This is a genomic window from Ornithinimicrobium cerasi (assembly GCF_003702705.1).
Taxonomy (GTDB): Bacteria; Actinomycetota; Actinomycetes; order Actinomycetales; family Dermatophilaceae; genus Ornithinicoccus; species Ornithinicoccus cerasi.
Genome location: NZ_QZMN01000002.1, coordinates 175766 through 190012 on the forward strand (window position 1 = coordinate 175766; position 14247 = coordinate 190012).

General features: G+C 71.9%; 8 protein-coding genes and 1 tRNA gene. 6 read left to right on the forward strand and 3 right to left on the reverse strand.

The genetic code is table 11. The annotated features are described in order from the left end of the window. Positions 1–127: 127 nt before the first annotated feature. The 3 genes from rho to argS all read right to left on the reverse strand — a co-directional run bounded on the left by rho (position 128) and on the right by argS (position 5479). Positions 128–2188, reverse strand: coding sequence for a transcription termination factor Rho (rho, locus tag D4B81_RS02745; protein WP_122260976.1), 2061 nt, complete (start codon positions 2186–2188; stop codon positions 128–130). A gap of 603 nt (positions 2189–2791) precedes the next feature. Next, complete coding sequence (locus D4B81_RS02750; RefSeq protein WP_122260977.1) at positions 2792–3781, reverse strand: homoserine dehydrogenase; 990 nt, start codon at positions 3779–3781, stop codon at positions 2792–2794. 45 nt (positions 3782–3826) lie between these two features. Next, a complete protein-coding gene (gene argS, locus D4B81_RS02755; RefSeq protein WP_122260978.1) occupies positions 3827–5479 on the reverse strand; it encodes an arginine--tRNA ligase in 1653 nt (550 codons plus the stop codon). An 89-nt stretch (positions 5480–5568) separates the two neighbouring features. On the opposite strand from argS, the gene D4B81_RS02760 reads away from it, so the two are divergent. From D4B81_RS02760 to D4B81_RS02785, 6 genes are all read left to right on the forward strand, one after another. Beyond that, positions 5569–5640, forward strand: a tRNA-Arg gene (locus D4B81_RS02760). 99 nt (positions 5641–5739) lie between these two features. Beyond that, positions 5740–6657 (forward strand): SMP-30/gluconolactonase/LRE family protein, encoded by a 918-nt coding sequence (locus D4B81_RS02765; protein WP_122260979.1) that lies wholly within the window; start codon positions 5740–5742, stop codon positions 6655–6657. Positions 6658–6699: 42 nt separating this feature from the next. After that, positions 6700–8127 (forward strand): aldehyde dehydrogenase family protein, encoded by a 1428-nt coding sequence (locus D4B81_RS02770; RefSeq protein WP_122260980.1) that lies wholly within the window; start codon positions 6700–6702, stop codon positions 8125–8127. A 112-nt stretch (positions 8128–8239) separates the two neighbouring features. After that, entirely contained in the window at positions 8240–9325 is a 1086-nt protein-coding gene (locus D4B81_RS02775) for an ABC transporter ATP-binding protein (protein WP_122260981.1), read from the forward strand. Beyond that, a complete protein-coding gene (locus D4B81_RS02780; RefSeq protein WP_097186960.1) occupies positions 9322–10161 on the forward strand; it encodes an ABC transporter permease in 840 nt (279 codons plus the stop codon). Before D4B81_RS02775 ends, D4B81_RS02780 begins: the two co-directional genes overlap by 4 nt. 122 nt (positions 10162–10283) lie before the next feature. Continuing rightward, entirely contained in the window at positions 10284–14240 is a 3957-nt protein-coding gene (locus tag D4B81_RS02785; protein WP_122260982.1) for a multifunctional oxoglutarate decarboxylase/oxoglutarate dehydrogenase thiamine pyrophosphate-binding subunit/dihydrolipoyllysine-residue succinyltransferase subunit, read from the forward strand. Positions 14241–14247 lie beyond the last annotated feature (7 nt).

The following is a 14247-nucleotide window of genomic DNA, read 5'->3' on the forward strand; positions in this document are numbered from 1 at the left end:
GGATCTCCCCCGGGTCGGCAGCGCCTCGCGCGCGCCGTGAACCGGTGGGCCAGCGGTCCATTGTGCCACCCCGGCGGGTCCTGACGGAAATCCCGCCGGGGGGCACTTCGGTATGACGTTCCTCGGGTCAGTCCTCGTCGTCGAGCTTGATGGAGCTCGTCTGCTGGACCTGCGTGAGGAACTCGTAGTTGTGCTTGGTCTTGCGCAGCCGGTCCAGGAGCAGCTCGACGGCGGCCTGCTGGTCGAGGGCGGAGAGCACCCGACGCAGCTTCCACATCACCTTGAGCTCCTCGGAGCCCATGAGGATCTCCTCGCGCCGGGTGCCGGAGGAGTTGACGTCGACGGCCGGGAAGATGCGGCGGTTGGCCAGCCCACGGTCGAGCTTGAGCTCCATGTTGCCGGTGCCCTTGAACTCCTCGAAGATCACCTCGTCCATCTTCGAGCCGGTCTCCACGAGCGCGGTGGCCAGGATGGTGAGCGAGCCACCGTGCTCGATGTTGCGGGCGGCGCCGAAGAACCGCTTGGGCGGGTAGAGCGCGGCGGAGTCGACACCACCGGAGAGGATCCGGCCCGAGGCGGGCGCGGCCAGGTTGTAGGCGCGGCCCAGCCGGGTGATGGAGTCGAGCAGCACGACCACGTCACCGCCGAGCTCGACCAGTCGCTTGGCCCGCTCGATCGCCAGCTCCGCGACCGTGGTGTGGTCCTCGGCCGGACGGTCGAAGGTCGAGGAGATGACCTCGCCCTTGACCGCGCGCTCCATGTCCGTGACCTCCTCCGGACGCTCGTCCACGAGGACGACCATGAGGTGGCACTCGGGGTTGTTCGTCACGATCGCGTTGGCCAGCGCCTGCAGGATCAGCGTCTTGCCGGCCTTGGCCGGGGCGACGAGCAGGCCACGCTGGCCCTTGCCGATCGGCGCGACGAGGTCGATGACCCGGGTGGTGAGGTTCTTCTGGTCGGTCTCCAGGCGGAGCCGCTCCTGGGGGTAGAGCGGGGTCAGCTTGGAGAAGTCCGGGCGCTTGCGAGCCTCGTCCGGCGAGCGGCCGTTGACCGAGTCGAGCCGCACCAGGGCGCTGAACTTGCCCTTGTCGCGCCGGTTGCCGGTCGAGGAGACGGTGTGCTGGTTGTCCTCCCCGTCCTTGGGCGCCTTGATGGCGCCCTGGACGGCGTCGCCCTTGCGCAGGCCGAACTTCTTGACGATGCCGATCGGCACGTAGATGTCGGTCGGCCCCGGCAGGTAGCCCGTGGTGCGGATGAAGGCGTAGGAGTCGAGCAGGTCGAGCACACCGCCGACGGGGACGAGCACGTCCTCCTCGGAGTAGGACTCCTCCTGCGGGGCAGCCTGATCGGGCGCGCCACCCATGGGGGTGCTGCGGCCACGCTTGCGATCGCGACCGCGCTGACGGCTCCGTCGGCGGCGACGGCCGCCCTCGCTGTCGTCGTCGTCCTGGTAGCCCTGGCGGTCGTTCTGCTGACCCTGGGTGTTCTGGCGGTCGTCCTGACGGCGCTCGCCCTGCTGACGGTCGCCCTGCTGACGGTCGCCCTGACCGCGCTCGCCCTGCTGACGGTCGTCCTGACGGCCCTGGCGGTCGTTCTGCTGACGGTCGCCCTGCTGGCGGTCGTCCTGACGGCGCTCGCCCTGCTGCCGGTCGTCCTGACGGCCCTGGCGGTCGTTCTGCTGGCGGTCGTTCTGCTGGCGGTCGTCCTGACGGCGCTCGCCCTGCTGCCGGTTGTCAGCCGTGTCGGTGGTGCCGTCCTGGTCCTGCGTACGGTCCGACCGCTCCTGACGGGCGCGGGGCGCCCCGGCGTCGGAGCCTGCGCGCCGGCTGCGCCGGCCGCCCTCGCGCTGCGCCTGGGCACGGTCGAGCGCCGCCTCGAGCTGGGCGGCCCCGCCCTCCGACGAGGTCGCCGGGATGCCGTCGTCCGAGCCTCTGGGCGTCTGGTGTGCAGGGTGACGGCCGTCGGTGTCCGCCGGAGCGCCGACGCTCGCGTCGGTCGCCCGTGACGAGCGTCCCGCACGGGCGCCGACGTTCGCGCCGCCGTGCTGGCCGCGGATCGCGGAGACCAGGTCGGCCTTGCGCATCTTGGCGTCCACGGTGATGCCCATGCTGGAGGCGAGCTGCTGCAGCTCGGCCAGGCGCAGCGTGCTCAGCGAACCGGTCCTGGTCGCGTTGGTGGTATCAGTCACGCGTTCTTTTCCTTCCCCCTTGGCTCCGGCCCATCGCCGAGCATGGGGTCCTGGGTTGGGTGTTCGTGGCCTGGAGAGGCACTCGAACGAGGTGAACGGCGGGGAGAGGACCTGGCTCGACAGCCACAGCCTGGATGGTGGATCAGCGAGAACGTCGAGCGACGTCACCCCGCGCCGGAACGCTTCGGAGCCGACCGATCATCCCGCCCGCTCACGAAGCGTGCTCACGATAACACGGCACCCCTGGGCAGCCGTCCCGTCCCGCCCGGTGCCCCGCCCGGCCGCCGCCCGTCCCGCCCCGCACGTGTTCCGCCGAACGGGCACGATCGCTCCGTTCCACCCCGCACGTGTTCCGCCGAACGGGCACGATCGCTCCGTTCCTGCGACGACGCGGAGATTTTCTCGAATGTGCCCGTTGCGCGACACGTGCTCCGGGGCTGCGTGGTGGCCTGATCGACGATCCGCGACATCCGGTCCACCCCCCATCCCGCCGGGGCCCCGTCCCCGGCGGCGCGGCCTGCTCAGGCGGGGTGCACGGCGAGTCCCGGTGAGGCGGGGCCGCACGGCGCGTCCGGGTCAGGCGGGGCGCACGCCGCGTCCCCGTCAGGCGGGGCGCACGACGCGGCGCGCGGCCCGCACGATGTCACCCAGGACGGCCGAGGCGGTCTCCTCGCCGCCGGCGCCGGCGCCGTGCAGGCGCAGCCTGCCTGCGGACTCGGCCTCGATGATGACGACGTTGGCCCCCTCGCGCGCCTGGGCGAGCGGGTCGTCCTGCGGCAGGGCGACGGGGCGGACGCCCATCTCCACCCGGGGGTTCTCGGCCGGGCCGGAACGCCAGGCTGAGGCGACGAGCTTGATGATCTTGCCGTTCGCGGCAGCGGTCTCGAAGTCGTCGTCGGTCAGCCCCGTGATCCCGGTGCGCTGCACGTCGTCGATCGACACGTCGGCGCCCCAGGCCGCGCGTGCGAGCAGCACGATCTTGGCGGCCGCGTCGAGCCCCTCGAGGTCCTCCGTCGGGTCGGCCTCCAGGTAGCCGAGCTCGCCAGCCTGGCGCACCGCGTCGTCGAAGACCACCCCCTTGCGCGCGACGAGGTCGAGCACGTAGTTGGTCGACCCGTTGACGATCCCTGAGATCGAGGTCACCAGGTCCCCGGCGAGCGAATCACGCACCACCGCCACCACCGGGATGGCCGCCATCACGGCCGCCTCGTAGTCCAGCCCCACCCCGTGCTCGGCCGCCAGTGCCTCGAGCCTTTGGCCCTGCTGCGCGAGCAGCTGCTTGTTGGCGGTGACGACCTGGGCACCGCAGCGCATGGCCTGCTCCAGCAGCGCCGGGGCCGGGTCCAGCCCGCCCATCACCTCTACGACCACGTCCGCCCGCTCGACCAGCCCCGAGGCGTCTGCCGTGAGCAGCGCCGGGTCGATGCCGTCACGAGCCCGCGTCGCGTCCCGCACCGCCACCCCGACCAGCTCCAGGGGTCGGCCGACCCGGACGGCATACAGGTCGGCCCGCCGGGGGTCGCACAGGCGACGGGCGACGGCCGCACCCACGGTGCCGGCCCCGAGCAGGGCGATGCGGACGGTCTGGCTCACGTCAGGTCTCCAGGGGTGTGCAGCGGGGTCGGTCGGGTGTGCCGGTCACATGCGCTCGGGTGCGGACACTCCGAGCATTCCGAGTCCGTTGGCGAGCACCTGGCGCGTGGCGTCGTTGAGCCACAACCGCGAGCGGTGCAGGTCGGTGATCTCCTCCTCGGCCGTCATCGGGCGCACCCGGCAGTCGTCGTACCACTTGTGGAAACGTCCGGCGAGGTCCTCGAGGTAGCGGGCGACCCGGTGCGGCTCGCGCAGCTCGGCGGCCTGGGTCACCACCCGCGGGAAGTCACCGAGAGCGGCGAGGAGCACGGCCTCCGTCCCGTGGGTGAGCAGCGAGGGGTCGAAGCCGTCCCCGCGGTGCACCCCGTCCTCGCCGGCGAGGCGGGCCACGTTGCAGGTCCGTGCGTGGGCGTACTGCACGTAGAAGACCGGGTTGTCGTTGGAGCGCTTGCGCAGCTCCTCCCCGTCCAGGTCCAGGGGCGAGTCAGCCGGGTAGCGCTCGAGGCTGTAGCGCACCGGGTCGGCCCCGATCCACTCCAGGAGGTCGGTCAGGAACAGCGCGTTGCCGCGCCGCTTGCCCATTCGCTCACCGCGGATGTTGATGAGCTGGCCGATGAGCACCTCGATGTTGCGCTCGGGGTCGTCCCCGGCGCACGCGGCGATCGCCTTGAGCCGGCCCACGTAGCCGTGGTGGTCGGCACCGAGCATGTAGACCTTCTCGGTGAAGCCACGGTCGCGCTTGGACAGGTAGTAGGCGCAGTCGGACGCGAAGTAGGTGGGCTCCCCGTTCGCGCGGATGAGGACGCGGTCCCGGTCGTCGCCGAAGTCGGTCGTGCGCAGCCAGACCGCACCGTCGAGGTCGAACACGTGCCCCTGCTCCCGCAGGCGGGCGACCGCCTCCTCGACCTTGCCGCTCTCGTGCAACGACCTCTCGCTGAACCACACGTCGAAGTGCACGTTGAAGTCGGCCAGGGTCTGCTGGATCTGGGAGAGCTGCAGCTCGTAGCCGCGCTGCCGCGCCAGCGCCGTCGACTCCGCCTCCGGCAGGTCGAGCAGGTCGGGGCGCTCGGCGAGGAGCTGCTCGGCGAGCCGGTCGATCCACTCGCCGGAGTAACCGCCGTCCGGCACCTCGGTCCCGCGCGCCGTGGCGACGATCGAGGCGCCGAACTTGTCCATCTGGGAGCCGGCGTCGTTGATGTAGTGCTCCGCCGTCACGTCCGCGCCGCAGGCCGTCAGCAGCCGGCGGAGCGCGTCGCCGAGCGCGGCCCAGCGGGTGTGGCCGATGTGCAGCGGACCAGTCGGGTTCGCCGAGACGAACTCGAGGTTGATCGTCCGGCCGGCCATCAGGTCGTTGCGGCCGAAGGCCTCGCCGGTCTCGACGATGGTCCGCGCCAGTTCGCCGGCGCTCGCCGCGTCGAGGGAGATGTTGAGGAAGCCCGGGCCGGCGACCTCCACCGCAGCGACGCCGTCCACCCGGCCGAGGCGCGAGGCGACGGCCTCCGCGAGCTGGCGCGGCGGCATACCCGCGCCCTTGGCCAGCTGGAGCGCCACGTTGCTCGACCAGTCCCCGTGCTCGCGGTTCCTGGGCCGCTCCACGCGCAGCTCACCGGGTTCCGGGACGTCGACGCCGAGCTCGCCGGCGGCGACGGCGTCGGTCAGGACGGTGTGGAGGGCCTGCGCGAGCTGCTCGGGGGTCACCCGCCCCAGTCTAGGCGCGCCCACCAGCCCTCCCGTCACCCGTTTCGGTGCCGGGCGCCCCGACGGGGCTGGTACAGTTTCACGCTGTTGCCCCCGTAGCTCAGGGGATAGAGCACCGCCCTCCGGAGGCGGTGGCGCAGGTTCGAATCCTGCCGGGGGCGCAACGGAAAAGGCCGCTGACCCGCGCGGGGTCGGCGGCCTTCTGCGTCCTCGGTCCGCAGACGGTAGACGCTTCAACCATCTCGCCGTAGCGTTGCCGAATGACACCACGACGCAGACTGCTCACCACCGTTCTGGCTGCCCTTCTCGCCGTCTCGGCCCCTGCGGGCGCGTCCGCGGCACCGGCCTTCCCGGACACCGTCCCCCTGCCCGACGGCTGGCTCCCGGAGGGCATCGCCACCGGGACCGGCACGACGATCTACTCCGGCTCGCGGGCCGACGGCTCGATCTGGAAGGGGGATCTGCGCACCGGGCTGGGAGAGGTGCTCGTCGACGTCGACGGGCGGGTCGCCGTCGGCCTCAAGGTCGACCGTGGCCTCCTCCTCGTCGCCGGCGGCCCCACCGGCGACGCCTACGTCTACGACGCCCGCACCGGCGGGGAGGTCGCCGTCCTCGACCTCACCGACGAGCCCTCGTTCATCAACGACGTCACCGTCACGCGGGAGGCGGCGTGGTTCACCGACTCGCAGTCGGCCGTGCTCCACCGGGTCGCACTCGGCCCCGGTGGCGCGCCCACCGGCGAGGTCCGGGACGTCCCGCTGACCGGGGACTGGGAGCAGGTGGCGGGCTTCAACGCCAACGGCATCGCGAGCACGCCCGACGGCGGCACCCTGCTCGTCATCAACAGCACGACGGGCATCCTCTACACCGTCGACCCGGCCACCGGTGAGGCGGTCGCGGTCGACACCGGGGGCGCGGACCTCACCGCCGGCGACGGCATCCTCCTGAGCGGACGGACCCTCTACGTCGTCCGGAACCGCCTCAACGAGATCGTCGAGCTGCGGATGTCACCCGACCTCCTCTCCGCGACGCCGGTGGACACCCTGACCGACCCCGACTTCGACGTGCCCACGACCATCGCCCTGCACGGTTCCCGGCTGTACGCCGTCAACGCGCGGTTCGGCACCCCGCCGACCCCCGGGACGGAGTACGACATCGTCCGCGTCGACGGGCGGTAGCCGGGCGCTGCCGCGACGCACGCCGGGTCCTACGGTGGGGGTATGTCGATCACGCTCCCCTTCATCGGCGGCCAGGACGTGCACGTCGCGGACAGCTACGACAACGTCGACCCGGCGGACGGCTCCTCCCTCGGCGGGGTCGCGCGCAGCGGGGCGGAGGAGGTCGACCGGGCCGTGCGCGCGGCGGCCGACGCGCAACCGGCCTGGGCCGGCACCCTGACCGAGCACCGCGCCGACGCCCTCTCCCGCCTCGCCGACCTCGTCGACCGCGACCGCGAGGAGCTGGCGCGCACGGAGTCCGAGGACACGGGCAAGCCGTTGTCGCAGGCCCGCACGGACGCGACGGTCGCCGCCCGCTACTTCCGCTTCTACAGCCGGGTGATCGAGGCCTTCTACGGACAGACGATCCCACTCGGCCCCGACACGCACGTCTACACCCGGCACGAGCCGTACGGCGTCGTCGGCAGCGTGGTCGCCTGGAACTACCCTCTCCAGCTCGCCTCCCGCTCGATCGCCGCCGCGACCGCGACCGGCAACGCCGTGGTGCTGAAGCCGGCCGACGAGACCCCGCGCACCGCCGTCGCGCTCGCACGGCTGGCGGTGGAGGCCGGGCTCCCGGCCGGCGTCGTCAACGTGGTCCCGGGCCTGGGGGCCGAGGCCGGTGCCGCGCTCGCCGCCCACCCGCTGGTGGCCCACCTCGGGTTCGTCGGGTCGACCGAGACCGGGTCGCTCATCGCGCACGCCGCGGCCGACCGGGTGGTGCCGACGGTGCTGGAGCTCGGGGGCAAGTCGGCGCAGGTCGTCTTCGCCGACGCGGACCTGGAGCGCGCGGCCGACCACGCCACCCGGGCGATCCTGCAGAACGCCGGGCAGACCTGCTCCGCCGGCTCCCGGCTCATCGTGCACGACAGCGTGCGCGCAGAGCTGGTCTCGCGCATCGCCGACCGCTTCCGGGCCACCACCCTCGGCCGCGGGACCGACGACCCGGACCTCGGTCCCCTCGTCTCGGCGAAGCAGCAGGACCGCGTGCGCGGGTATGTCGAGAACGCCGGCTCCGGGGAGGTCGTCGTCGGTGGCGGCACCCCGCAGGACGACGGTCTCGGCCGCGGGTCGTACTGGCTGCCCACGCTCATCGACGGCGTCGACCCCTCTGCGCCGATCGCGCAGGAGGAGGTCTTCGGGCCGGTGCTGGTCACGATGCCGTTCACCGAGGAGGAGGAGGCCGTCTCGCTGGCCAACGGCACCGACTACGGCCTCCTCGCCGCCCTGTGGACCCGCGACGTGGGCCGCGCCCACCGGGTCGCCGCCCAGGTGGACGCGGGTCAGGTGTTCGTCAACACCTACGGTGCCGGTGGCGGCGTCGAGCTGCCGTTCGGCGGGTTCCGCCGCTCGGGCTACGGCCGGGAGAAGGGCGTGGAGGCGCTCGCCGGGTTCACCCAGACGAAGACCGTCGTGGTCCACGTCGGCTGATCGGACGACCGAGGCACCCCGCCGCGGAGCGCCCGTCCTCCTCCGGGAGGAGGGGTGATCTCCGACCGGGGGTCGATGTGGGTCGTCGGGGTCGGCTGGTTGACTGAGGCCCATGACTGCTGCTGAGATCCAGGGGTCCGGGATCAGCGTCCGGGGGTTGACGAAGTCCTTCGGGAGCTTCCTCGCCGTCGACGACCTGACCTTCGAGGTGCGACCCGGTCGGGTGACCGGTTTCCTCGGGCCCAACGGCGCCGGGAAGACGACGACCCTGCGCATGCTGCTCGGCCTCATCCGCCCCTCCGCCGGTGAGGCGCTCATCGGCGGTCGCCGCTACGCCGACCTCTCCTCCCCGATGCAGGTGGTGGGTGCGGCGCTGGAGGCCACCGGCTTCCACCCGGGTCGCTCCGGCCGCGACCACCTGCGCGTCCTGGCCGCCACGCACGGCATCCCGGACGCCCGCGTCGACCAGCTCCTCGAGCTGGTGGGGATCCCCGCGGCGGCCCGCAAGCGCGCGGGCGACTACTCGATGGGTATGCGGCAGCGGCTCGGCCTGGCCGGTGCGCTGCTCGGCGACCCCGACGTGCTCCTGCTGGACGAGCCGGCCAACGGGCTCGACCCCGAGGGCATCCGGTGGATGCGCGGGTTCATGCAGCACCTCGCCCGCGACCAGGGCAAGACCGTCCTGGTCAGCAGCCACATGCTCTCCGAGGTCGAGCAGACCGTGGAGGACGTCGTCATCATCGCCAACGGCCACCTCGTCCGCGAGGGGACCATGGAGGAGCTGCACGGCGAGCCCTCCACGCTGGTGCGGACCACCGACCCGGCCGCCCTCGCCGCCGCACTGGACCGGGCGGGCATCGGGTCGGCGGTGGAGGACGGCGGCGCGGCGCTGCGGGCGACCACGGGGGACCTGGCCCGGGTCGGCGACGTCGCCCTGGCGGCCGGTCTGCCCGTCCACGAGCTGCGACCCCTGCGCACCGACCTCGAGCGGCTCTTCCTCCAGCTCACCGAGGCGCCCGAGCACCGCAACCGCAACCTCGCCGGTGGCGAGCTCGTCGGCGGTGACCCCGACGGGGCGGCGCCACCCGTCCGCGCCGCCGGGGACGGGCCACCCGTCGGCCAGCCCGCCGGGGACGGGCCCGCCCGGGCCGGCGCACGGCATACCGACGTCCCTGCTCCCGCGGAGGAGACCCGATGACCCGCCTCGTGCACGCCGAGCTGCGCAAGTACCTGACCACCCGCCTGGCCTGGTCGATGCCGCTGACGATGTTCCTGCTGGGCGGCATCTTCGCCGCCGTCCAGGGCCTCGTCCTCGTCCTGCTCGGGGAGATCCCGACCGGGGCCGGTGGCGAGGTCATCCGTCCGTCGGAGCTGTTCGACGACCTGACGCTCGCCCGGATGGTCTACACCGGGGCGGTCCAGATGGGCTACCTCCTGGCGCTGGTGCTCGGGATCCTCACGATGAGCGGGGAGTTCCGGCACAAGACCATCACCGCCACCCTGCTCTCCTCGCCGCGCCGCGGCAGCCTCATCGCGGCCAAGGTGATCTCGCTGGCTCTCGTGGTGGTGCTCAACAGCCTCGCGTTCATCGCCGGCAGCCTGCTGGGCGGTGGCATCACGCTCGCGCTCGGTGACGCCGCACTCTTCCCCGAGCCCGTCGAGCTCACCACGACCCTGCTGCGGATGGTGCTCGTCCTCGTCCTCTGGGGGCTGATGGGGTTCGGCCTCGGCGTGCTGATCCCCAACCAGGTCATCGCCCTCTTCGTCGGGGTGGGCGTCACCCTGCTCATCGAGCCGCTGCTCGGCTTCGGCCTGACCTTCGTCGAGCAGCTCGCCGACGCGGCCCGCTACTTCCCCAGCCAGGCGAGCACCAGCGTGCTCGACCTGTTCGCCGGGGTCGACGAGCAGACCGCGCAGCAGATGGGTGCGGCGGACCCGCTCACCTGGTGGGTCGCGGCGCTCGTCCTGCTCGCCTACGCGGCGGTCATGACGGTGCTCGGCTGGGTCGTCACGGCCCGTCGGGACGTCAGCTGACCGGCCACGACGCGCCTTCACCCCACGGGGCGGTCGCCTGTGGCCGGGGGTAGGCTGGCCCGGGTGGGTGCAGTGCCCGCACCCGAGTTGCCCCCAGACATGTGAGATGAGGCGCCAGGCCCGTGGCCAACCCCCCGAGCGACGACAAGACCCTCGCTGATTTCGGAGCCAACGAGTGGCTCGTGGAGGAGATGAGGGAGCGATTCGACGAGGACCCCGGCTCCGTCGAGCCGGCCTGGCGGACGTACTTCGAGGGCGGGTCGCAGAGCTCCAACGGGGCCGGCACCGGGTCCTCGACCACGCGTCCGGCCGCCCCGGTCAGGACGTCCGTCGCCGCTCCGGCCGACACCACCCCCGGGCGCCCCGTCAAGGGTGTCGCCCCGGCGCCCCCGCGCCAGGCCTCCTCGGGCAACCAGGCCCCGGCGGAGACCTCCAAGGCGGCCGTGACGGCCCGGGCGGAGGAGGGGAAGGCTGCTGCCAAGCCTGCGGAGAAGCCCGCCGAGAGGCCCGCGTCCACGCAGCCCGCGAAGCCGGCGTCCACGCAGCCCGAGAAGGCCGCGGAGGCACAGCCCGAGAAGACGCCCGCCGAGGCCAAGCCCGCCGCCGCCAGCGGGAGGGCGACGTCCAAGGGAGCCAAGGAGACCCCCGTGACCAGGGACGCTCCCCCCGTCAAGCGCTCGGCCCCGCAGACCGAGGTGACCACCACCCCGATGCGCGGCGCGGTGGCCCGCGTGGTCACCAACATGGAGGCCAGCCTCGAGGTCCCGACCGCCACCAGCGCGCGCAACCTCCCCGCCAAGCTCCTCATCGACAACCGCACGGTGATCAACAACCACCTCGCCCGCGCCCGCGGTGGCAAGGTGTCGTTCACCCACATCATCGGCTACGCGATGGTGCAGGCCGTCAAGGCGATGCCGGCGATGAACAACTCCTTCGAGCTGATCGATGGCAAGCCGGTCCTGGTCGAGCCCGCCCACATCAACCTCGGCCTGGCCATCGACGTGCCCAAGTCCGACGGGACGCGGCAGCTTCTGGTGCCCTGCATCAAGAGCGCCGAGACGATGACGTTCTACGAGTTCTGGTCCGCCTACGAGACCATCGTGCGCAAAGCCCGTGACGGCAAGCTCACCGTCGAGGACTTCCAGGGCACCACGATCAGCCTCACCAACCCCGGCGGCATCGGCACCCTCCACTCGGTGCCGCGGCTGATGAAGGGTCAGGGCGCGATCATCGGCGTCGGCGCCCTCGACTACCCCGCCGAGTGGCAGGGTGCGGCGCTGGAGCGGATCGCCGCCAACGGCGTCAGCAAGATCCTCACGCTCACCTCCACCTACGACCACCGCATCATCCAGGGCGCGCAGTCCGGTGAGTTCCTCAAGGCCCTGCACCAGCTGCTCCTGGGCAAGGACGACTTCTTCGACACGATCTTCCACTCGCTGCGCATCCCCTACGAGCCCATCCGCTGGGCGCCGGACGTCACCGCGAGCCACGACGACGACATCTCCAAGGCCAGCCGGATCCAGGAGCTCATCCACTCCTACCGCGTCCGCGGTCACCTCATGGCGGACATCGACCCGCTCGAGTACCGCCAGCGCAACCACCCCGACCTCGTCATCGAGAACCACGGCCTGACCCTGTGGGACCTCGACCGTGACGTCGCGACCGGTGGTTTCGGCGGCAAGGCGCGGCTCACGCTGCGCAACATCCTCGGCATCCTGCGCGACTCCTACTGCCGCACCGTCGGCGTGGAGTACATGCACATCCAGGACCCGGTCGAGCGGAAGTGGATGCAGGACAAGATCGAGGTGCCGTTCGAGAAGCCGGCGCCCGCCGAGCAGCTGCGCATCCTGCGCCGCCTCAACGCGGCGGAGGCGTTCGAGACCTTCCTGCAGACCAAGTTCGTCGGTCAGAAGCGGTTCAGCCTCGAGGGCGGCGAGTCGGTCATCGCGCTCCTCGACAAGGTGCTCAGCCGCGCCGCCGAGGACGGCCTCGCCGAGGTCACGATCGGTATGCCGCACCGCGGCCGCCTCAACGTGCTCGCCAACCTCGCCGGCAAGTCCTACGGGCAGATCTTCCGCGAGTTCGAGGGCAAGCAGGCCCCGGGCTCGGTCCAGGGATCCGGTGACGTCAAGTACCACCTGGGGACCGAGGGTGAGTTCGTCAGCGAGCAGGGCCGGTCCACCCGGGTCTACCTCGCCGCCAACCCCAGTCACCTGGAGGCGGTCAACCCGGTCCTGGAGGGCATCACCCGGGCCAAGCAGGACCGGATCGTGCTCGAGGGTGGTGACCGCGAGGCATACCCGGTGATCCCGGTGCTCCTGCACGGTGACGCGGCGTTCGCCGGTCAGGGCGTGGTGCTGGAGACGCTGCAGATGTCCCAGCTCAAGGGGTACAAGACCGGCGGCACCATCCACGTGGTCATCAACAACCAGGTCGGCTTCACGACCGCCCCGCACGACTCGCGCTCCTCCGTCTACTGCACGGACGTCGCGCGCACCGTGCAGGCACCGGTCTTCCACGTCAACGGGGACGACCCCGAGGCCGTGGTCCGGATCGCCGAGCTCGCCTACGACTACCGGCAGGCGTTCAAGAAGGACGTCGTCATCGACCTCGTCTGCTACCGCCGGCGCGGCCACAACGAGGGCGACGACCCCTCGATGACCCAGCCGCTGATGTACGACCTCATCGAGGCCAAGCGCTCGGTCCGCAAGCTCTACACCGAGTCCCTCATCGGTCGAGGCGACATCACGATCGAGGAGGCCGAGGAGGCGCTGCGCGACTACCAGCGACAGCTGGAGCAGGTCTTCACCGAGACCCGCAAGGCGCTGCGCGGCGAGGGTGACGGCACGAGCGGCCTCGAGCGTCCGCTGGCCCAGGACGAGGGCGACATGGCGACCCGGCAGCGCCCGACCGCGATCAGCAAGGAGCTGGTGCACCGCATCGGCGACGCCTACGGCGAGGTGCCCGACGGTTTCACCGTCCACCCCAAGCTGGCCAAGCTGATGACCAGCCGCCAGGAGATGACCCGGGAGGGTGGGATCGACTGGGCGATGGGCGAGCTGCTGGCCCTCGGCTCCCTCCTCGTCGACGGCACTCCCGTCCGGCTGGCCGGCCAGGACTCGCGACGGGGCACCTTCGTGCAGCGGCACGCCGTGCTGACCGACAACGACACGGCCGCGAACTGGACCCCGCTGCGCCACCTGTCCGAGGACCAGGCCAACTTCGAGGTGCACGACTCCCTGCTCTCCGAGTACGCCGCGATGGGCTTCGAGTACGGCTACTCGGTGGAGCGGACCGACGCCCTCGTGCTCTGGGAGGCGCAGTTCGGCGACTTCGCCAACGGCGCCCAGACCGTGGTCGACGAGTTCATCTCCTCCTCGGAGCAGAAGTGGGACCAGCGCTCCAGCGTGGTGCTGCTCCTGCCGCACGGCTACGAGGGTCAGGGACCGGACCACTCCTCCGCCCGCATCGAGCGCTACCTGCAGCTGTGCGCCGAGGACAACATGGTCGTCGCCTACCCCTCCAGCCCGGCGTCCTACTTCCACCTGCTGCGTCGACACGCCATGGCCCGCCCGCGCAAGCCGCTCATCGTCTTCACGCCGAAGGCAATGCTCCGGCTCAAGGCGGCCGCCAGTGCCGTCGAGGACTTCACCACCGGCACCTTCGAGCCGGTCCTCGCGGACACCGCCGAGCTGGACAAGAGCGCCGTGGAACGGGTGCTGCTGGCCTCGAGCAAGCTGGTCTGGGACCTGGAGGAGGAGCGCCGCAAGCGTGAGGACGAGCGCACCGCCATCCTGCGGGTGGAGCAGCTCTACCCGTTGCCGGCCGCGCAGATCGCCGCGCTCACCGAGAAGTACCCGAACGCCGAGCTGCTCTGGGTGCAGAACGAGCCGCAGAACCAGGGTGCCTGGCCGTTCATGGCGCTGAACCTGCCCGAGGCGCTCGCCTTCCACGGGGAGGACCGTCCGCTGCGGGTCGTCTGCCGCCCCGCGTCCGCGTCGCCCTCCACGGGGTCGACGAAGGTCCACGCGGTCGAGCAGGAGGCCCTGCACGAGGAGGCGTTCGGCCGCCGGCGCTGAGGCACCG

Coding starts and splice junctions, on each gene's coding strand:
- D4B81_RS02765 (WP_122260979.1), top strand. CDS start 5,740: ATGACACCACGACGCAGACTGCTCACCACCGTTCTGGCTGCCCTTCTC.
- D4B81_RS02770 (WP_122260980.1), top strand. CDS start 6,700: ATGTCGATCACGCTCCCCTTCATCGGCGGCCAGGACGTGCACGTCGCG.
- D4B81_RS02775 (WP_122260981.1), top strand. CDS start 8,240: ATGACTGCTGCTGAGATCCAGGGGTCCGGGATCAGCGTCCGGGGGTTG.
- D4B81_RS02780 (WP_097186960.1), top strand. CDS start 9,322: ATGACCCGCCTCGTGCACGCCGAGCTGCGCAAGTACCTGACCACCCGC.